We start from the raw sequence: 20,394 nt of genomic DNA, 5'->3' as shown, positions 1-20,394 counted from the left end.
GGTGCGGCATTCCGACTTTTCCAAGTAACTCGACGAAGTCGAAACAGATCTGACGTTAGGAAGAACGCTCTTGATCTTGATCTTGATCTTGCCCCAGTCACCCCCTCCCCACCCCACTTTAAAAATATTTTCATTATTTTCTGAAAATCCCCCGACCTGCCCCGTCTTCTCCTCCGCGCGCAGCAATTGAGATTTATTCGTATTCAATTTTTGCCGGATTTCCGGCGCGGGGATGCTGTATGCCTTACCTCTACCACCAGCCGTCCAAGGGTTGGAAACGCCTGACCCGGACAGCCAGCTCCAGCCTGCTCGGCGCCTGCTGCGCGTTGACTGTGTTGCCGCATGCCCAGGCTCAGGAACTGACCCTCGAAACGCCAACCCACACCCTGGCGCAAGTCCACGAATTCGCCATTCCCGCACAGGACCTGGCCAGCGCACTGATCGCTTTCGGCCAGGCCAGCGGCGTGCAGATCAGCGTCGACCCGCGTCTGGTCAGCGGTCTGAATTCTGCCGGCGTCAAGGGCAGCCTGAGCGCTGAAGTCGCCCTCTCGCGCCTGCTGCAGGGCACCGGGATCGGCTGGAACTACGCCCAGGACAGCGTCGAATTCTACCGCCAGCCTACCGAAGCCAAAGCGGGCGAACCGGTGGAGCTGCACAACACCGTGGTGCTCGGCTACACCCAGGAAAACACCTACCAGGGCGCTACGGTCATCGACCAGAAAGCGATCCAGGCCTTTCCCGGCGCCAACGGCGACATCACCACCCTGCTGCAGATGCACCCCAGCGTGCAGTTCAGTTCCAGCCAGCAGAATTCCAACACGCCGGGGGAAATCGACCCGGCCGACATCAGCATCAACGGCGCCAAGTTCTACCAGAACAACTTCATGATCGACGGCATCTCGATCAACAACGACCTGGACCCCGGCGCCCACGGCTACAGCGAAACCCGCCAGTTCGACGCCGCGCCCAGCCGCTCCCACGGCATCGCGCTGGACGCCGACCTGCTGCAGGAAGTGAAGGTCTATGACAGCAACGTGCCGGCCGAGTACGGCGGGTTCAACGGTGGCGTGGTCGACGCCATCACCCGCCGCCCCACCCAGGACCTGCACGGCAAGGTGTCGTACGCCATGAGCCGCTCGGCCTGGACCCGTTACCACATCACCGAAGACGACAAGGAAAGCTTCGACAACGCCTCCAACGAGCAATACCAGCCCGAATTCGAGAAGACCACCCTGCGCGGGATGCTCGAAGGCCACATCACCGAGGACTTCGGCGCCATCGTCAGCTTCTCGCAGAAGCGCTCGACCATTCCGCTGAACAGCTACGAGGGCGGCTACAACAGCCCCAATGGCGACAACCGCCAGGACCAGACCCGCCAGCTCGACAACTACATGCTCAAGACCTACTGGAACGTCAACGACCGGCTGACGCTGGATGGCTCGTTCGTCAAGGCGCCCCAGGAGAACAGCTACTTCCGCGCCAACGCGCGGGACTCTGAATTCACCAACATCAACGGTGGCTGGCAGGGCTCGCTCAAGGCCACCTGGGAAGGCGACAACGCGCGCTGGACCCACACGCTGGCGATGACCGACCTCAACAGCTCGCGGGACTCGCAATCCAGTGACCTGATCAGCTGGTACTACTCCTCGGTGAAGAACTGGGGCAACCCGGTCAGCAACACCTCGCGCAGCATCATCGGCTCGTTCGGCAACCTGGAGCAGACCCAGAAAGGCGTCACCTACGGGCTCAAGGCCGACTGGCAGTCGTTCCAGTTCGCCGGCACCACCCACCAACTGGTCAGCGGCATGGACCTGACCTACACCCGCGCCACCTGGGAGCGCCCGACCACCGCCACCTCGGCCACCATGTCGCGGCGCGACAACGGCACCTGCGCCAGTGGCGACACGTTGTGCTCCGAGGGAACCCTGCTCAATGGCAACACCCGCCAGTGGGCCACCTCGCGCTATGTCTATGGCGCGGGCAAGATCGACATGGAAGAAAACAAGTACGCCTTCTACCTGCAGGACAGCATCCAGATCGGCAAGCTCGGCCTGCGCCCCGGCCTGCGTTTCGAAGGCGACGACTACATGGACAAGCAGAACCTGGCGCCGCGTTTTGCCGGTGACTACGACTTCTTCGGCGATCGCAGCAGCGTGCTGGTGTTCGGCGCCAACCGCTACTACGGGCGCAACCTGTTCAAGTACCGTCTTGCCGATGGCCGTCAGGGGCTCAACACGCAATACCTGCGCACCAGCGAGACCGGCGCCTGGAGCGCCACCCAGGTGAAAAACCTGAACAAGCTGAGCAGCCTCGATGTGCCCTACGATGACGAGTGGACCCTGGGCCTGGACCAGCGCTGGCTCGACACCGACTTTCGCCTCAAGTACGTGCACCGCGAAGGCAAGGACAAGATCGTCCGCGCCTCGTCCCGGGTGCAGGGGCTGCAGGCCGCCGAAGGCTACGACAGCATCTACTACACCTACACCAACGAGGGCTCCAGCGAGAGCGACACCATCACCCTGAGTGTCACGCCGCTGCAGGAACTCAAATGGCTGGGCACCCACACCAGCGTGCAACTGGCCCTGGACTGGTCGAAATCCAAGGACGCGTACGGCACCTACGACTCAGGCATCGACGCCGACCAGTACGCCGACAACGACGTGCTCTACAAAGGCAAGCGCATTGCCTACAGCGAGTTGCCGGCCAGCGACTTCAACCGCCCCTGGACCGCGCGGCTGACCACCATCACCGAGATCCCCCAGTGGAACATTACCCTGAGCAACTTCCTGCGTTATCGCGGCGCCTATGAGCAACTGATCGACACGGGCGACACCGCGACCGTCGGCAACGACGACCTGGCCGTGTACGACACCGCCAAGGTGAAAGCGGCGCCGACCTGGGACATGCGCGTCAACTGGGACATCCCCACCGGCAAGGACCAGGCGCTGTTCATGGCCGTCGACGTGACCAACGTCACCGACCACGTCAACGAGATTGTCAGCAGTTCCAGCACCCGCTCCACCTCCTACGAGATCGGCCGCCAGTACTGGCTGGAAGTCGGCTACCGCTTCTGATCCCACCTTCCCCTACCGTGGATACCCTGATGAACAAGATGATCGCGGGCCTGCTCGGCCCGCTGTTACTGGGCGCCTGCGCGTCTGCACCGGCACCTGAACAGGCCCCGCTGCCATGGGACGCCCATGTGCTCCGCGGGCAACTGGCCAACGGCCTGGAATACCGCCTGGTGCGTGACAGCAGCCAGGCCTCGCGCCTGGACCTGCGCCTGACCGTGCGCGCCGGTTCCGTGGACGAAGACGACGATCAGGTGGGCGTGGCGCACATGCTCGAACACCTGACCTTTCGCAGCCGCGCCGGCCAGCCACAGACGCTGCGCGAGCAGATGAGCGCACTGGGTTGGGTGCAGGGACGCAATTACAACGCGGTGACCAACTACGACCGCACTCAGTATCTGCTCAGCCCGCCCGCCGGCAGTGCCCAGGCCCCCCAGGCGCTGGAGAAACTGGCGCAACTGGTGTTTGCCGCCGACTACACGGCCGAGGACCTGGAACGCGAACGGCCGATCGTCATCGAGGAATGGCGTGGCGGCCTGGGCGTTGCCCAGCGCATGAACGAACAGCGCACCGCCTCGCAACGCACCGGCTCGCGCTACCCGGCCCATCGCACCATCGGCAATGAAGCCGCGATCCGCGCCGCGCAGTTGTCCCAGCTCACGCGCTTTCAGCAACGCTGGTACCGGCCCAACAACATGATTCTTTCGGTGGTCGGCGATTTCGAGCCACAGGCCATGCTTGAGCAAGTGCAACAGGCCTTCGGCGGCGCAGTCGCCAAGCCGGTGCCCAGCCGCGAGCAGCGCGAACTGGTGCTGGATTCGCAGCTGAAAATCTTCCGCCTGCAAGACCCGCAAACCGGCAGCAACCAGGTTTCGCTGCTGTTGCGCCTGCATGAACCGGACAGCCGCGGCACCACGCCGAACGGTATTCGCGAACGCCTGCTGGATCGCATGACCCTCGCTGCGCTGAGCGCCGAATTGCGTGCTCAGCCATTGCCGCCAGGCGTACGCAGCCTGGCGGTGCAGAAGACCCTGATCGGCGAGCGCTCCAGCGTGCTCGGCGTGGCGGCAGCGGTGGAAGGCAACGCCCACGACACGGCCCTGCGCCAGTTGCTGACCGAGCTTGAACGCCTGCGCCAGCATGGTTTCAGCGAAGCCGACCTCACCCGCGAACGCGCGCGCATCCAGGTGCTGGGCGACAAGATGCTGGGCAAGGAAACGCTGCGCTCTTTCGAGGACTGGGTCACCACCTTGAACGATGCCGCCATTCAGGACCGCAGCGTGGTCGACCCGCACGCGCTTGCCCGGCGCTATCTCGAAGAACTGGCCAGCATCGAGCGCGCTGACCTGAACGCACGCCTGCGCCTGTGGCTGTCGAGCCCCGATCAAGTCCTTCAATTCACCGCTCCCGGGCGCACCGCGGTGCAGGTACCGAGCGTGGCCGATGTCCAGCGTGAGCAGCAGGCCATCTCCCGAACCGCACTGCCCGCCCCCTTGCCCGTGAACGCCGAGCCCCTGCCAAAGGCCACGGCTGCCTACGTCCCGACCTCGCCGCCGCTGCCCGGCAGCATCACAGCCCGGCGTACGTTCAAGGCGCAGAACGTCGAGCACTGGACCTTGAGCAACGGCGACCGCCTGGTCTGGCTGCGTCGTAATGCCGAGAACGGCCAATGGCGCCTGCAAGCGGACTCCCCTGCCGGTTACGACGTTTCGGACATTGCACCATGGCGTGCGCAGATGGCCGCGCAACTGGGCAGCCAGAGCGGCCCGTCGCGCACCAGCGCCGACACCCTGAGCCTCTGGCGCAACCAGCGGCATGTGCCGTTGAGCGTCGAACACAGCGCCACCCGCCTGCAATTGAACGTGACCAGTGACGGCAGCGCAGGCAGCCTGACGGCCCTGTTGCGCAGTTACCGATTGAGCCAGACACCGGCCCGGATCGACCCGACGCTGTTCAGCGAGGCTCAGGCCGACCTGATCAAACGCAGCGACAGCGGCCTGGATGACATCCGCAACCGCCAGGCCACCGCGCTGCGCCAACTGCGTTTTGGCGGCGATCATTGGCAGACACCGGATGCCGAGCAGTTGCAGGAGCTGACCGGCGACGAGCTGTTCACTGACTGGCAGCAGATGACCGGCGCGCCAGTGACCTACTACCTGATGGCCGACGTCGCGCCACAGGCGCTGGAAAAGGCCGTAGCTGAAGAGTTGGCCAACCTGCCTCGCTCGGCCGCGAAACCGGCTGCCGCGCCCGCCCGCTCCTTGCAGCAACCCGGCGAGAGACGCAGCGACCTGGCCATCGCCCTGGAACCCAGAGCCGTGTTGCAGGCCCACAGTTTCAGCGCCATGCCCTGGTCCCCCGAGGCCGCGGCGCAAGTGGCCGCGCTGCGTGACCTGGCCAATCAGCAACTCAAGCAACGGCTGCGTGGCGAAGCCAGCGGCATCTACCGGCTGACCTTCGACAGCGAACTGAACCCCGACACCCAGCGCATCGAAAGCCACCTGAGTTTTACCTGCGACCCGGCCCGCGCGGATGAACTGTGGGCACTGGCGCGGCAGACCCTGGCCCACCTCGATCAGTCAGTCAGCCCAGCCTGGGTCGCGCAGGCCCGCGCCGAACTGCGCCGCCAAGAACGCGCACGCCTCGACGACCCCACCACCCAGTGGCGGCGCCTGCTGCTCAGCGAGCGGCATTGGGGCGACCCGCGCTACCTCTCGACCCAGGCCGCCTTGCCCGAAGCGATCCGCATCGCGGCATTGAAGCCCATGGCGAACCGCCTGTTCGAGCCGCGCAATCAGGTGCTGCTGCGCCTGCTACCACGGCCTGACGCGGGAGCCACGCCACAATGAACCGCCTGCGCATGTTCTACCGGCTGGCCGCGCCTTTCTGGCAGGACCGTCGCCAGTGGCTCGGCTGGCTGTTGCTGGGCAGCGTGATCGGCCTGGGGTTGCTGATCGTGCAGATCAACGTGTTGATCAACGCCTGGAGCAAGACCTTCTACGACACCCTGGGCGAGTTCAACACCGACGCGCTGTATGCGTTGATGGGCCCGTACGCGCTGTATCTGGCCGCCTACGTGCTGGTGGTGGTGGCGCTCGACTGGTTGCGCAAGGACCTGGGCCTGCGCTGGCGCCAGGCAATGACCCTGCGCATGACCGACGCCTGGCTGGCCGATCAGGCGTTCTATCGGCTGGGGCTTGCAGGGGAACCCGACAACCCCGACCAACGGATTGCCGAGGACGTCGACCTGGTGGTCGATCTGAGCATCGAACTGGTGGCCTCGTTCATCATCAACATGGCGCAGGTCGGCGCCTTCATGAGCATCCTCTGGCAACTGTCCGGCGTGCAGACCTTCACCCTGCTGGGCCACAGCATCACGATCGAAGGTTATCTGGTGTGGATCGTCGTGCTCTACACCTTCGCCGGCAGCCTGATTACCCACTGGGTCGGCCGGCCACTGCATCAGTTGAACGTCGACCGCCAGCACTTCGAAGCGGACTTTCGCGCCAGCCTCTTGCGCCGCCGCGACCACGCCGAGCAGATCGCCCTCTACGCTGGCGAGGCCGTCGAGCGCCGGCACCTGGCCGCGCGTTTTCAGGCCATCGCCGGCAACTGGCGGCAGTTGATGGGCCGTGAGCGCAACCTCAGCCTGTTCGTGGTCAGCTACGAGCGGGTCAGCCTGATCATCCCGGTGTTCGCCGCACTGCCGGTGTTTCTAGCCAAGACCATCACCTTGGGCGGGCTGATGCAGATTCGCAGCGCCTTCAGCGCCGTGCAGGGCTCGCTCAGCTGGTTCATCAAGCTCTACCCCAAACTGATGCGCTGGAGTGCAGCGGTGGAGCGACTGGGCCAGTTCGAGCAGGCGATCAATCACAGCCGCGCCCAGGCCAGGCCCGCACAGACGGGCCCGGCCTTGCGCACCCAGGCGCTGGATATCCTGCGTCCGGACGGCAGCCCACTGCTGTCGAACGTCGAGCTTCACGCCCCGCCCGGCCAATGGCTGCAGCTGGCCGGGCCAAGCGGCATCGGCAAATCGACCCTGCTGCGCACGCTGCACGGGCTGTGGCCACACTACCGCGGGCACTGGCAACTGCCCGCCGGACGCAACCTGCTGCTGCCGCAAAAGCCTTACCTGCCGACCCTGCCCTTGCGCGAACTGCTGGCCTACCCGTCGCTCGTCATACCGGACGATGGGTCGTTGGTCGATGCGCTGAAAACAGTGGGACTGCCCACCCTGGCCGAACGCCTGGGAGATCAGGTCGAGTGGGCACGGGAGCTGTCCGGCGGCGAGCAGCAGCGCATCGGTATCGCCCGCGCCTTGCTGTACGCGCCCGACACCCTGTACCTGGACGAAGCCACCAACCAGCTGGATGATCGCAGCGCCCAGGCGTTGCTGACGACCCTGCGCCAGCGCCTGCCCGCTTGCACGCTGCTGGGCGTGACGCACCAGTCGGCGCTGACCGGGCTGTTCGATCGCTGCCACAGATTGGACAGCCAACCCGAGACCGCGCCTGCCTGACCTGCCCAATCCGCTTACGGGTCAATCTGGTTACTGGTCAAAACCGCCATCAGTCGAGCGGGTCAGCGCCTCCCACTGCTCGATGTCCTTGAGCGCCTGCGCAAGCCTGCTGCGCACAAGGTTCAAGGCATCGCTGCCCAGCAGCAAATGAGCCGGCGGGTTGGCGCTGTCGATCAGCGTCAACATGGCTTGCGCAGCCTTGCGTGGGTCGCCGAGCTGCTTGCCGCTCTTCTCTTCGCGGGCCTGGCGAACGGGGTTAAAGCTTTCGTCGTAGTCCGCGATGCTGCGGGGCGTGCGCTGCATCGAACGGCCGGCCCAGTCGGTGCGGAACGAGCCCGGCGCCACCGCGGTGACCTTGATGTTGAACGGGCTCAGCTCCTTGCTCAGGGTGTCCGAAATCCCTTCCAGGGCGAACTTGCTGCCGCAGTAATAAGCGATACCCGGCATGGTGATGGTGCCGCCCATGGAGGTGATATTGATGATGTGGCCGTTGCGGCGCTGACGGAAATACGGGACAAACGCCTTGGTCACGGCGACCGCACCGAAGACGTTCACGTCGAACTGACGACGCATCTCCGCCAGCGGCGACTCCTCGAAAATCCCTTCATGACCGTAGCCCGCGTTATTGACCAGCACATCCACCGGGCCGTGGCGGGATTCGACCTCGGCCACGACGCTGTCGATGCGCTCGAAGTCGGTGACATCCAGAATCACACCGTGGGCGCGCTCCGCCGACAGGGCTTCGAATGCCTGCAGCGCTTGCTGATTGCGCACCGTGCCGATGACCCGATGTCCTGCCAACAGCGCCTCGCTGGCGAGTGCCTTGCCGAAGCCGCTGCTGATGCCGGTGATGAACAGGGTTTTACGGTTGCTCATTACAGAGTCCTCCTGGTTGATGGGTCTCATGGTAGAGGCCAGCAGCCGCACCACCCATGCCGGATCATCTGCAAGCCTTGCCTATTCCTATCAGGGGGCGATGGAAAATCATTCATGCCGATGCCATTGAACCGGCCATTGTTGCCAAAAAGCTGAACAGTGAATTCGACCCGCACCGCGTAGTCGGCCGTCGAGCGCGAAGGTACTTTTTCCCTCGTCACTTTTTCACTCAGGTTCAGGAAATCTCATGGCTGACAACGGCATTCAAGCACTCAACGGCATCAACGTTGGGGCCCTGCAGCAATTCGCGCAGCAAGTGCGCGATAACCCGGCCAAGGGCGCCATTCGCTTCAACGTCAAGACGACATGGCAGGGCCAGACACGGACGGTGGCGCGCGTCGACCATTACCAACTGGGAGGCGAAAAATACCCACGGCATTTCGAGATCACTGCCGACGAGCCGGCGCAGTTGCTTGGGCAGGACACGGCGCCGAACCCGCAGGAACTGCTGATGGCGGCGCTGAACGCCTGCATGTCGGTCGGCTATGCGGCGAATGCCGCCGCCATGGGCATCACCCTGCATAGCCTTGAAATCGAAACCGAGGGTGAGCTCGACCTGCGCGGATTCCTGGGCCTGGACGACAGCGTCAACCCCGGCTACGACGAAGTCCGTTATGTGGTGCGCCTGCGTACCGATGCCTGCCGTGATCGGGTTGAAGAATTGCACGCGCTGGCGACAAGAACGTCGGTCAACCTGGCCAACTTCTCCAAGGCGATCCGCATGGTCGAGAGACTGGAAATCATCGACGCCTGAGTTCCAACCTGCAACTTCAAACTTTCAATTCGAGCACATATGAAACTCTATTACTCCCCTGGCTCCTGCGGACTGTCCCCGTCTATCGTGCTGCGCGAGGCATCGCTTGCCTTCGATCTGATCAAGGTCGACTTCGCCACGAAAACCACCGTTGAAGGCAATTATCTTGAAGTGAACCCGAAAGGTTTCATTCCAACGCTGGTGCTCGATGACGGTCACCTCATTACCGAGGGTGCGGTCATTGTGCAATGGATCGCCGACCAGTACCCGGATCTCAAGCTGCTGCCGGCCTTCGGCACGCAGCAGCGCTATCGCGCGCTGGAATGGCTGAACCTCATCGCCACCGACCTGGCCAAGGGCATGTCGACCATGTTCCAGCCGTTCTTCGACGACGCGGCGAAAACCCGTTACGCCGAGGACTATCTCAAAGGACGGTTTGCCTTCGTCGAAGCGCACCTGTCGAGCAACGACTACGTGCTTGGCAGCGAATTCTCGGCACCTGACGCCTACCTCTACAACGTGCTGAGCTGGCCACCTCGCGTGGGTATCGACATGTCCGTCTACCCGGCCATCGAGCGCTTCATGCAGCGCATGGAGCAACGGCCCAGTGTCCAGGCCGCACGCGCAGCCGAGGGCCTTGCGGCGCGCTGAACACTCAGCCGATCGCCTGTCGCCAGCCGGGATCAAGGGCTGGCGGCAGCAGTCATTCATTCGGCGCTCAACCAGCGCCGAGCTTCTTTATTTAAAGGAATCCAAGATGATCGCTGAACAGTGCAATGGGTTGTCGGTGCAGGTCCTGCCCGTGCTCGATGACAACTATATTTTCCTGATAGAGGACAGGCGCACCGGCGCGTTGGCCGTGGTCGACCCTACCGAGGCAAGCCCCGTACTGGATGTGCTGGAGGGAAGGCGCGTGGACCTGATCCTCAATACTCACCATCACTGGGATCACGTGTCAGGCAACACCGAGATCAAGCGCAAAACCGGGGCGCGGGTCATCGGCCCGGCAGCCGAGGCGGATGATATCCCGGGCCTGGATCGAGGCGTGGTCGGTGGCGATACGATCGAATTCGCCGGGCATGTTGCCGTGGTGATCGACGTGCCAGGCAATACCATCGGGCACATCGCCTTCTGGTTCAAGGAAGCCGGACTGCTCTTCTCGGGCGACACCCTTTTTCACCTTGGCTGCGGGCGGGTGCAGGAAGCGACGCCGGCCCAGATGTGGACCTCGCTCGACAAATTGAGGTCGCTGCCGCCGGAAACACTCATCTACTCCTCACACGAATACGCCGCCAAGAACGCCCGCTTCGCGCTCACCATCGAACCGGACAACACTGACCTGCACCAGCAGATCAAGCTGATCGAGGAAAAGAGGCAGGCCCGAATGCCGACGGTTCCTTCGACCCTGGCAACCGAGCTTACGGCCAATCCGTTTCTGCGCGTCGATCAGGATTCCGTACGTCGACGCCTGAATTGCCAGGCGGGCGCCAACTGGGAGGTCTTCGCCCAACTGCGCCGTATGAAGGATGCGTTCCTTTAGCCAAACACATCAGTGCCCGGTCCGGCTGGGCAACCCTGATTTTTGCAATAGATAATTCCACTCAGGATAAGAATCCCTTGTCAGGTCGCTACAGGAGATTCAAACCGCCAGCTCGCCTGGGCATCGCGTACGACCTCGCTGACCCAGTCAACGAACGCCCGCACGGTCGGTGACAGGTGTCGATTCTTCGGATAGAGCACTGACAGCGGGACGGCTGGCGAACTGTAATTCGTGAGCACACGTACCAGCCGACCGTCCGCCAGATGATCACGCACCATGTAACTGCCTGCACGGATCAGCCCCAACCCTTGCTCAGCGGTCGCGACGTAGGCGTCGGTATCGTTGACGATCAGTTGTTCGCGCACCCTGACGCAGCGGTACTCGCCATCGACCACGAAGTGCCAGTCCAGGGTCCGGGCGGTTCGCGACGACAGATATCCCACTGCCCAGTGATCGGCCAGGTCTTCCAGCGTCTTGGGCTCGCCATGGGCGGCAAGGTAGTCGGGCGAAGCGCAGGTCACCCATTCGAACGCGCCGATTCGCTTGGCGACCAAGGTGGCTGAGTCTTCCGGTGTGCCGGCACGAATCACGCAGTCGATCCCCTCCTGCACCAGCTCGACCGTACGATCGCTCACGCTCAGGGTCAGCTCGATGTCGGGAAAACGCGTCTGAAACTCCTTGAGCCTTGGCAGCACCACCAGCCTGGCCAACGACAGGGTCATGTCGACGCGCAACCGACCGCGCGGCGTTCCGGCCGAACCGGGAAAGCTGGACTCGACCGCTTCGATATCCGCCAGCAGCCGGCGGCAGTGATCGTAATACTGCGTGCCGTCAGCCGTCAGACTGATATGCCGGGTGGTGCGTCGCAGCAGGCAGACGCCCAGAAAGGTCTCCAGGTCCTTGACCGCGCGGGTGACCCGTGAAGGCGGCAATGACAGGCTGTCGGCTGCGCGGCTGAAACTGTGCATTTCGACCACACGGGCAAAAATCTGCATCGACTGGAAACGATCCACTGGGCTGCTCTCCTGCCTGGGAAGTTTATTGCCGCTTGGGCAATAAGTATGAGTGTTGCGTGGCGCCGCCAAGCAAATACGGATCGAACGCTCCGCCTCGCCAAGCCATCTCACAGGGATAATTCCAAATGAGGCAATAACATTAGCCAGATTTCGATCTAGATGTCCATGGTCGGCGTGCCCAGACTGAAGTCCTTCCACTTCACCGGGCATGCCCTCATGAAAACATTCAAGAAGTCCCACCTGGCAGGGCTGGCGGTTTCAATCTCCGCAGTCACCACAGGGACGACCCTCCTCGGTGACCGCGCGGACGCGCACGCCGAAACGACCACAAACCTGCCGGTCGTCACTTACCAATCCGCTCAACAGCGTCCGGTCTCGGATGTGCAGCAATACACCGGACGCCTGGAAGCCGTGGACGTCGTCGACGTGCGCCCACGGGTTGCGGGCACCTTGCTGACGGTGCACTTCAAGGCCGGCCAGCATGTGCGCCAGGGCGACCTGTTGTTCAGCATTGATCCGGCGCCCTATGAGACTCAAGTCAGGCAAGCGCAAGCCAACCTTGCCGGCATCGAGGAACGCGGGCGCCTGGCCCGGATCGAGCAGGCGCGCACCAGCCGGTTGCTGGAATCGAACGCGGTGTCGCGCAGGGATTTCGATTCCCGCGACAACGCGGTGCGCGAAGCGGCGGCGGCCTTGAAAGGGGCCGAAGCGGCGCTGGCACAGGCGCAATTGCAACTGGGCTACACCCAGGTTCGCGCCCCCATCAGTGGGCGTATTTCCCGCGCGGAGATCACCGCAGGCAACGTATTGGGAGCCGGCGGCGACTCGGCGCCACTCACTCGCATCGTCTCCGACGACAAGCTCTACGCCTCGTTCAATCTGGACGAACAGAGTTACCTGAAAATCATCGCGCCATCGTTGCACAGCGGTGCGCAGGCGCTGATCGACGTGGGCCTGGCGAACGACGACGGGTTCCCGTATCCGGCAGTGATCGAGTCGCTCGACAACCGCATGGACACGCGCTCGGGCACCGTGCGCGTGCGGGCGCTGATCAAGCAGGTCAGCCCCGAGATGCTGCCTGGACTGCAAGCACGCATCCGCTTGCAAAGCGCCGTGCCCTACACCGCGGTCACCGTGGACGATGCGCTGGTCGGCACTGATCAAGACCGCAAGTACCTGCTGGTGATCAACGCGCAGAACAAGGTCGAGCGGCGCTTTGTGGAGCTGGGTGCTCTGCACGGTCGCGAACGGGTGGTGCGAAGCGGCATCGAGCCGGGCAGCCGAGTGGTTGTCGACGGGGCTTTCCGTGCCCCGCCGGGTACTGAAGTCGCGCCGGTGTCTGCAAAAGCCTCCACGGCTTCTGCCAGCGAAGCGCCGGGAGGTGAGTCGTGAACATCTCGAAGTTTTTCATCGATCGCCCGATCTTCGCCTGTGTGCTGTCGGCGTTGATCCTGCTGGCGGGCATCGTCTCATCCTTGAACATGCCGGTGTCGGAGTACCCGCAGGTCATCCCGCCGTCGGTGGTGGTGCATGCGCAATACCCGGGCGCCAATGCCAAGACCATTGCCGAGACCGTCGCTGCGCCCCTGGAGCAATCGATCAACGGCGTGCAGGACATGCTGTACATGGATTCCAAAGCCAGCGGCGACGGTCACCTGTACCTGACCGTGACGTTCAAGCTGGGCACTGACCCGGACAAGGCGCAACAGTTCGTGCAGACCCGCGTTTCCCAAGCTCAGGCGCGGCTGCCCGAAGACGTTCAGCGTCTGGGGGTCACTGCGGTCAAGAGCTCGCCGGTGATCACCATCGCCGTGCACATGGTTTCCCCCAAGGGCACCTACGACAACAACTACGTCAGTAACTACGCCATCCTTCATGTGAAGGATCGTCTGGCACGCATCGCCGGTGTCGGTGAAGTGTCGATCTGGGGCCCTGGCGGCTACGCCATGCGGGTCTGGCTGAACCCTGCCGCCCTGGCCGAGCGCGGCCTGAGTGCCAACGACGTCGCAGACGCCATTCGCCGTCAGAACATTCAAGCGGCGGTGGGCGCCGTGGGCAGCTCGCCTACTCCGTCCTCCACTGCCTTCCAGCTTAACGTCAACGCCGATGGCCGCCTCAAGACCCCTGAAGAATTCAGAAGCATCGTCATCAAGTCCGATGCCCAGGGTGCGATCACGCGTCTTGGCGATGTCGCGCGCGTCGAGCTGGGCGCCGAGGATTACGGCCTTCGTGCCACGCTGGACAATGCCCCTGCCGTTGCGGTCGCGGTTCAGGAGGCACCGGGCGCCAACTCGCTGGAAATCTCCCGCGAGGTGCATCGCACCATGGAAGAACTGGCGAAGGACTTTCCGCAAGACCTCATCTATCGCGTCGTCTATGAACCCAGCCGCGCGGTACAAAGCGGTATCGATGCAGTGATCGAAACGCTGCTCGAAGCGGTGGCGCTGGTGGTCCTTGTGGTGTTCCTGTTCCTGCAGACCTGGCGGGCCTCGATCATCCCGCTGCTTGCGGTGCCGATCTCCATCGTCGGCACCTTTACCTTCCTGCTGCTGGCCGGTTATTCGATCAACACCCTGTCGCTGTTCGGCCTGGTGGTGGCGATCGGTATCGTCGTTGACGACGCCATCGTGGTGGTCGAGAACGTGGAGCGAAACATCGCCTGCGGCTTGAGCCCGCGCGAGGCGACCTACCAGGCCATGCGTGAAGTCAGCGGCCCGATCATCGCCATTGCCCTGACGCTTTCGGCCGTGTTTCTGCCGCTGGCATTTCTCAGCGGACTGACCGGTGAGTTCTACCAGCAGTTTGCCGTGACCATCGCCATTTCCACGCTGATCTCGGCAGTGAACTCGCTGACCCTGTCTCCCGCTCTGTCGGCCTTGCTCCTCAAAGGTCACAACGAGGCACCTGATGCGGTGACCCGCGTGACGCAGAAACTGTTCGGGCGTTTCTTTTCGCGGTTCAACCGCAGCTTCGATCACGCCTCGGAGCGCTACGGCGCCAGCGTCGGCGGCCTGGTCAAGCGCAAGGGCGCGATGCTGATCGTGTATGTGGCGCTGTTGGGTGTCACCGCATGGCTGACCGGGCATGTCCCCGGCGGTTTCGTCCCGGCACAGGACAAGGAGTATCTGGTCAGCCTGGCCCAGCTGCCGGAAGGCTCGACGCTCGACCGCACTGAAGCGGTCATGAACCGCATGAACGAAATCGCCCTGAAACACCCTGCCGTCATGGGCACATCGGCTTACAGCGGGCTGTCGATCAACGCAGTGACCAAGAGTTCCAGCACCGCGCTGAGTTTTGTCCTGCTCAAGCCGTTTGCCGAGCGCAAAGGCATCAGCGCCAATCAGGTCGCGGCCGATCTGGGTCGCGAGTTCGCCACCATCGGCAATGCCTTCACCGGGATTTTCCCGCCGCCTCCGGTGTTCGGCCTTGGCACGCTGGGGGGCTTCAAGCTACAGATCGAAGACCGCGCCGACCTCGGTTACGAGGCGCTCTACAGCGCGACCCAGGCCTTCATCAAAAAAGCCTCGGAAGCGCCGGAGCTGGGCCCGCTGTTTTCAACCTACACCGTGAACACGCCGCAACTGAAGGTCGACATCGATCGCGCCAAAGCCCAACAGCTGGGGGTCGATACCCCGGCGATCTTCGACACCCTTCAAGCGTTCCTGGGCTCGTATTACGTCAACGATTTCAACTACCTGGGCCGTGTCTATCAGGTGCGCATGCAGGCCGATGGCCCGTTCCGCGCCAAGGCTGACGACATCGGGCAGCTGCATGTGCGCAGCACCACCGGCGACATGATCCCTATGGCTTCATTGGCACGGATCAGCCAGACCTATGGGCCGGATCAGGTGGTGCGCTACAACGGTTTCACTGCCGCAGACGTCAGTGGCGGCCCCGCGCCGGGGTACTCGTCAGACCAGGCCATGGCGGCGATCCAGCGCATCGCCGCGCAGACGCTGCCGGCCGGCATGAGCTTCGAATGGACGGACCTGACCTACCAACAGATCATCGCCGGCAACTCTGCGATCTGGATACTGCCCCTGTGCGTACTGCTGGTGTTCTTCGTGCTGGCCGCGCAATACGAAAGCCTGACGCTGCCACTGGCGGTCATCCTCATCGTCCCGATGAGCATTCTTTCAGCCTTGCTGGGCGTGTGGCTGACGGGCGGTGACAACAACATCTTCACGCAAATAGGACTGATCGTGCTCATTGGTCTTGCGTCGAAAAACGCCATCCTGATCGTCGAGTTCGCCCGCGAGCTGGAGATCTCGGGCGTGCCCACGCTCAAGGCCGTCATCGAGGCCAGCCGCCTGCGCCTGCGGCCGATCCTGATGACCTCCACGGCGTTCATCATGGGCGTGATCCCGCTGGTGCTGTCGAGCGGCGCAGGCGCCGAGATGCGTCAGGCGATGGGCGTTTCGGTGTTCTTCGGGATGATCGGCGTGACGCTGTTCGGCCTGTTCCTCACCCCGCTGTTCTACGTCCTGGCCAGGGCCGTGAGCAAAGGCAGGCCCTTGCATTCGGCTGCGCAGCACCAAGCGCCTACCCTGGCTGCGCTTCACCCTGAAAACGTACCCGTGGAGAGCCGGACATGAGCACTCATCACCCATTGCGCAACGCTGCCTGTCCGTTGACGGTGGCATTGGTCACGGCGCTGCTGGCCGCCTGCAACCTGACGCCGAGCCAATCGCGCCCGGAACTGGACGTCCCGACGAACTTCACTGAAGCGGGCGCAACGGCAACCCAAGCGCTATCGGCCTCCGAGGAGCCTGGTACATGGCACCCCGCGCAGCCACGTGAACTGCAACCCGCATCTCCATGGTGGAAGCTGTTGGGCGACCCGGTCTTGATGGATCTGGAAGAACAAGCACTCAAGGCCAACCCTGACGTCACCATCGCGATGGCCCGCCTGCAGCAGGCACGCGCCTTGACCGCCCGCAGCGAAGCCGCACGTTCACCTACCCTTGATGCCGGCTTTGGCCCTACTCGTCAGCGCACCTCTGGAGCTGCTGAAGGCAATGGCGACGGCGCGTCTGGCACCACCCAGACCCTGTGGCGCGCTCAAGCGACTATGGGATACGAGGTTGACCTCTTCGGACGCGTCTCGGCGAGTATCGCGGCGGCGCAGGCAGACGCAGCGCAACAGCAGGCTCTGGCCCACCAGCTGCTGTTGGTGGTGCAAGCCGACGTGGCGAGAGCGTATTACAGTCTTCGCCAACTGGAGGATGAGCGCAGCCTGCTCCGCGAAACCGTCAGCTTGCGTGAACATGCTCAACGGTTGCTGGAGCAACGGCTCACCGGCGGCGATGTCGCCAGCTTCGTTGTCGACCAGGCCAGCACAGAGCTTGCCTCGGCGCGCTCCGAGCAAGCGGCCGTCGATCAGCAATACGCGCTGGCCGCACATGCGCTGGCGACCTTGCTCGGAAAAGCACCCGGCAGCTTTTCCCTGGAGCCCGCGCCCCTGCCGACCATCGCCGTGCAACCGCCAGCGGGCCTGCCCTCGACGCTGCTTGAGCGCAGACCCGACATTGCCGCCGCCGAGCGCGCGATGGCAGCGGAAAATGCGCGTATAGGGGTGGCCCGGTCAGCCTTCTTTCCCGCGCTCACCCTGACCAGTGTTCTGGGGTACGAATCGCAGGACTTGGGCAACCTCACGAACTGGTCGCAACGCACCTTCCTGCTGGGCCCGCTGGTGGGCACGGCGCTGAACCTGCCGACCTTCGATGGCGGGCGGCGCGATGCCGATCTGGCCCGCGCTCGCGCGCTGTACGAGCAACGCGTTGCTGAATACCGCAAGACCGTGCTGCAGGCCTTTCGCGAGGTCGAGGACTCGCTGTCATCGATGCGAACCCTGGACCAGCGCATTGTCCATCAGCGCTCGGCTCAGGACGCCGCATTGCGTGTGGCGCGCACTGCGCAAGTCAGGTTTGACGAGGGCGACGTGGACTATCTGCTGATCGTCGACACCCAACGCACCCTGCTGCGCAATCGACAGACGTTGATCCAGGCCACAGGTGAACGTGCCCGGGCCACCGTGGACTTGATTCGCGCACTGGGCGGTGGCTGGAACACCGCCAATCTCTAGCAGCCGTCCCTGACATTCAACGATAACCCGGCCGAGTGAACGCACTCGGTCGAGCCCACGCTCGTCCTTGATTGGAGTCCCACCAATGAACACCTCTGCATTGTTCGAACCCATGACCCTGCTGCACGGCCCCGCCATGCGCAATCGTTTCATGCTGGCGCCGCTCACCAATCAGCAAAGCGAACACGACGGCAGCGCCTCAACGTTCGACATTGACTGGATGCAACAGGTCGGTAACGCGGGCTACGGCCTGGTGCAGACCTGCGCCGCACACGTCGAGGCCGGCGGTATCGGCTTCGAGCGCCAGCTCGGCATTTTCTCTGACGCCCAACTGGACGGGCTCGCACGCATGGCGAGTGCCGTACGCGCTGGCGGTGGCCTCTCTGCAGTGCAACTGCACCATGCAGGCCACCGCGCCAACCCGCTGATTGGCGGGGTTCCCTCTCCCGCCTCGAACGACACGGTGCCCGGTGTAAGCGCCTTGACCACAGAAGAAGTCGAACGCATTCGCGACAGTTTCATTCAAGGCGCATTGCGTGCAGAGCGCGCAGGGTTCGATGGTGTGGCCTTGCATGGCGCGTTCGGCTGGATCCTTTCGGAGTTCATGTCACCGCTGCTCAATGATCGCAGGGACAAGTACGGCGGCAGCCTTGAGAACCGTGCACGACTGACCCTTGAGGTGATCGAGGGCATTCGCAAGGCATGCCGTGCCGAGTTCCAGATCGGCTGGCGCCTGTCGATCGAGCGCTACGGGCTGCGCCTGGAGGAACTGCGTGAGGTCACCGCCGACATCCTTGATCGGGAACTGATCGACTACCTCGACCTTGCGCTGTGGGACAGCGCGCAAATCGTCCGCGAGGGCGACTTCAAAGGCCGGCGCATGCTGGAGGTTTTCACTGAACTCCCCCGTCGCCGGGTACGATTGGGAGTCGCCGGAAAGATCATGAGTGCCACGCGTGCCGCGCAGCTGCTCGAAGAAGGCAGCGACTTCGTACTGATTGGCCGCGCGGGAATTCTCCAGCGTGATTTTCCACTGCAGGTGCAGGCCAATCCGCACTACGACAGCCCGGCACTGCCTGTCACCGCGCAATACCTGCGCTCAGGTGGCTTGAGCGAGCGCTTTATCAACCATATGCGCGGCTGGCAAAGCTTCGTCGTGCCTGGAAGCCGTTGAGGCCTGGGAGGCAATCATGCGAACCATCGCGATCGACAGCCTCGAGACGAGCATCGATGTGAGCGTCTTTCACAAGTTCGATCTCAATGCGCTGGTCACCTTCCTTGTGGTCTATCAGGAACAAGGCGTATCTCGGGCGGCGAAGGTATTGAAGGTCACCCAACCGGCCGTGAGCAACGTACTCGGCAAGTTGCGGGTGCGCTTTGACGATCCTTTGTTCGTGATCTGCGGACGGCGTCTGAAGCCGACGTGCAGAGCGCAGATGATTGCTCGGGAACTCATGCCCGCCATGGCTGTGCTGTCGGCACTGGTAGCGCTGAAATAACGCACGGCCCGCTCCTTGCGCTCAATTGAACGATGTCGAAACGCTTTGAGGATTCACCATGAACAAACTGCAAGCGATGGAAGTGTTCGTCCAGGTGGTGGATGCCGGCGGCTTCACCCGCGCGGCCGAGAACATGAAGCTGCCCAAAGCCACGGTCTCTACATTAATGGGGGCACTGGAACGTTCATTGTCGGCAAAGCTGCTCAACAGAACGACCCGGCATGTCAGCGTGACCGCCGAAGGCTCAGCCTATTACGATAATTGTCTGCGCATTCTCTCGGACATACGCGAAGCCGAAGACTCCCTGACCCATAATCGGCTCAACCCCTCGGGGCGATTGCGCGTGGACGCGCCGACCTGGCTCGCCAGTGAAGTGATCATCCCTGCCCTGCCCGAGTTCTTCGCAGCCTACCCAGGTATTCACCTGGAACTGGGCTGCAGTGACAGGCAAGTCGATCTGGTTGAGGAAGGGGTGGATTGCGCCATTCGCGGCGGGCGACAACTGGCCGATTCGCGATTGATCGCAAAGCGTATCGGCACGATGCGCTACCTGACCTGCGCGTCCCCTGCCTACCTTGCACGCCACGGCGAACCGCAACATCCAGACGAGTTGGTCAATCACCACTGCGTGAATTATTTCTCGGCACGCAATGGGAAGATATTCGACTGGTGCTTCATCCGTGACCGGGAACGCATCCAGGTCGCCCTCACCTCGCCTATTGCCCTGAACGACAGCTATGCCTACGCAGCAGCAGGTGTGGCCGGGCTTGGGATCGTGCAAATGGCAGAACACTTGATGGCACCGATGATCCAGGATGGTCGGCTGATTCCGGTACTGGATGGTTGGGAGAATGATCCTCTTCCCGTGTACGCGATGTACCCCGAGAACCGTCATCAGTCGGCCAAGCTGCGGGCATTCACTGAGTGGGCGGGACGGTTGTTCGCGGCGCACCCGGCGCTGGGGTGACGTCACG

The 20,394-nt window shown here is 63.1% G+C and carries 15 protein-coding genes; 12 read left to right on the top strand and 3 right to left on the bottom strand.

Annotation, left to right across the window (positions count from 1 at the left end; translation table 11 throughout):
- Positions 1 to 207: hypothetical protein (locus AC1MEK_RS21345; protein WP_480398261.1), on the bottom strand; the 207-nt coding region annotated here is incomplete at its 3' end.
- A gap of 32 nt (positions 208 to 239) precedes the next feature.
- Between AC1MEK_RS21345 and AC1MEK_RS21340 the strand changes: the two genes are divergently transcribed.
- The 3 genes from AC1MEK_RS21340 to AC1MEK_RS21330 are packed head-to-tail and all read left to right on the top strand — an operon-like array spanning position 240 to position 7,590.
- Positions 240 to 3,074 (top strand): TonB-dependent receptor plug domain-containing protein, encoded by a 2,835-nt coding sequence (locus AC1MEK_RS21340; RefSeq protein ID WP_480398260.1) that lies wholly within the window; start codon positions 240 to 242, stop codon positions 3,072 to 3,074.
- A gap of 29 nt (positions 3,075 to 3,103) precedes the next feature.
- Positions 3,104 to 5,920, top strand: coding sequence for a M16 family metallopeptidase (locus AC1MEK_RS21335; protein WP_480398259.1), 2,817 nt, complete (start codon positions 3,104 to 3,106; stop codon positions 5,918 to 5,920).
- Positions 5,917 to 7,590 carry an ABC transporter ATP-binding protein/permease gene (locus AC1MEK_RS21330; RefSeq protein WP_480398258.1) on the top strand — a complete coding sequence of 558 codons (1,674 nt, stop codon included), beginning with the start codon at positions 5,917 to 5,919 and terminating at the stop codon, positions 7,588 to 7,590. The genes AC1MEK_RS21335 and AC1MEK_RS21330 overlap by 4 nt, the downstream gene beginning before the upstream one ends.
- Positions 7,591 to 7,620: 30 nt before the next feature.
- On the opposite strand, the gene AC1MEK_RS21325 is transcribed toward AC1MEK_RS21330, so the two are convergent.
- The gene (locus AC1MEK_RS21325) at positions 7,621 to 8,466 is read right to left on the bottom strand and encodes an oxidoreductase (protein WP_480398257.1); all 846 of its coding nucleotides are present in this window, start codon (positions 8,464 to 8,466) and stop codon (positions 7,621 to 7,623) included.
- A 247-nt stretch (positions 8,467 to 8,713) separates the two neighbouring features.
- On the opposite strand from AC1MEK_RS21325, the gene AC1MEK_RS21320 reads away from it, so the two are divergent.
- The 3 genes from AC1MEK_RS21320 to gloB all read left to right on the top strand — a co-directional run bounded on the left by AC1MEK_RS21320 (position 8,714) and on the right by gloB (position 10,820).
- Positions 8,714 to 9,280 carry an OsmC family protein gene (locus AC1MEK_RS21320; protein ID WP_480398256.1) on the top strand — a complete coding sequence of 189 codons (567 nt, stop codon included), beginning with the start codon at positions 8,714 to 8,716 and terminating at the stop codon, positions 9,278 to 9,280.
- Positions 9,281 to 9,319: 39 nt separating this feature from the next.
- Complete coding sequence (gstA, locus tag AC1MEK_RS21315; RefSeq protein ID WP_480398255.1) at positions 9,320 to 9,931, top strand: glutathione transferase GstA; 612 nt, start codon at positions 9,320 to 9,322, stop codon at positions 9,929 to 9,931.
- Between the two features lie 106 nt (positions 9,932 to 10,037).
- On the top strand, positions 10,038 to 10,820 hold the full coding sequence (gloB, locus tag AC1MEK_RS21310) for a hydroxyacylglutathione hydrolase (RefSeq protein ID WP_480398254.1): 783 nt from the start codon (positions 10,038 to 10,040) through the stop codon (positions 10,818 to 10,820).
- Positions 10,821 to 10,900: 80 nt separating this feature from the next.
- On the opposite strand, the gene AC1MEK_RS21305 is transcribed toward gloB, so the two are convergent.
- Complete coding sequence (locus AC1MEK_RS21305; RefSeq protein ID WP_480398253.1) at positions 10,901 to 11,833, bottom strand: LysR family transcriptional regulator; 933 nt, start codon at positions 11,831 to 11,833, stop codon at positions 10,901 to 10,903.
- Between the two features lie 219 nt (positions 11,834 to 12,052).
- On the opposite strand from AC1MEK_RS21305, the gene AC1MEK_RS21300 reads away from it, so the two are divergent.
- From AC1MEK_RS21300 to AC1MEK_RS21275, 6 genes are all read left to right on the top strand, one after another.
- Positions 12,053 to 13,228, top strand: a complete 1,176-nt coding sequence (locus AC1MEK_RS21300) for an efflux RND transporter periplasmic adaptor subunit (protein WP_480398252.1) — start codon at positions 12,053 to 12,055, stop codon at positions 13,226 to 13,228.
- Positions 13,225 to 16,431, top strand: a complete 3,207-nt coding sequence (locus AC1MEK_RS21295; RefSeq protein ID WP_480398251.1) for an efflux RND transporter permease subunit — start codon at positions 13,225 to 13,227, stop codon at positions 16,429 to 16,431. The genes AC1MEK_RS21300 and AC1MEK_RS21295 overlap by 4 nt, the downstream gene beginning before the upstream one ends.
- The gene (locus AC1MEK_RS21290) at positions 16,428 to 17,921 is read left to right on the top strand and encodes an efflux transporter outer membrane subunit (protein ID WP_480398250.1); all 1,494 of its coding nucleotides are present in this window, start codon (positions 16,428 to 16,430) and stop codon (positions 17,919 to 17,921) included. Before AC1MEK_RS21295 ends, AC1MEK_RS21290 begins: the two co-directional genes overlap by 4 nt.
- An 85-nt stretch (positions 17,922 to 18,006) precedes the next feature.
- Positions 18,007 to 19,095 carry an NADH:flavin oxidoreductase gene (locus AC1MEK_RS21285; protein WP_480398249.1) on the top strand — a complete coding sequence of 363 codons (1,089 nt, stop codon included), beginning with the start codon at positions 18,007 to 18,009 and terminating at the stop codon, positions 19,093 to 19,095.
- 16 nt (positions 19,096 to 19,111) lie between these two features.
- Positions 19,112 to 19,420: a LysR family transcriptional regulator gene (locus tag AC1MEK_RS21280; protein WP_480398248.1), complete on the top strand. Its 309-nt coding sequence runs from the start codon at positions 19,112 to 19,114 to the stop codon at positions 19,418 to 19,420.
- 58 nt (positions 19,421 to 19,478) lie between these two features.
- On the top strand, positions 19,479 to 20,387 hold the full coding sequence (locus tag AC1MEK_RS21275; RefSeq protein WP_480398247.1) for a LysR family transcriptional regulator: 909 nt from the start codon (positions 19,479 to 19,481) through the stop codon (positions 20,385 to 20,387).
- Positions 20,388 to 20,394 lie beyond the last annotated feature (7 nt).

It is taken from the genome of Pseudomonas sp. 2 (genome assembly GCF_056627435.1).
This window is presented reverse-complemented; position numbering and strand designations above follow the sequence as displayed.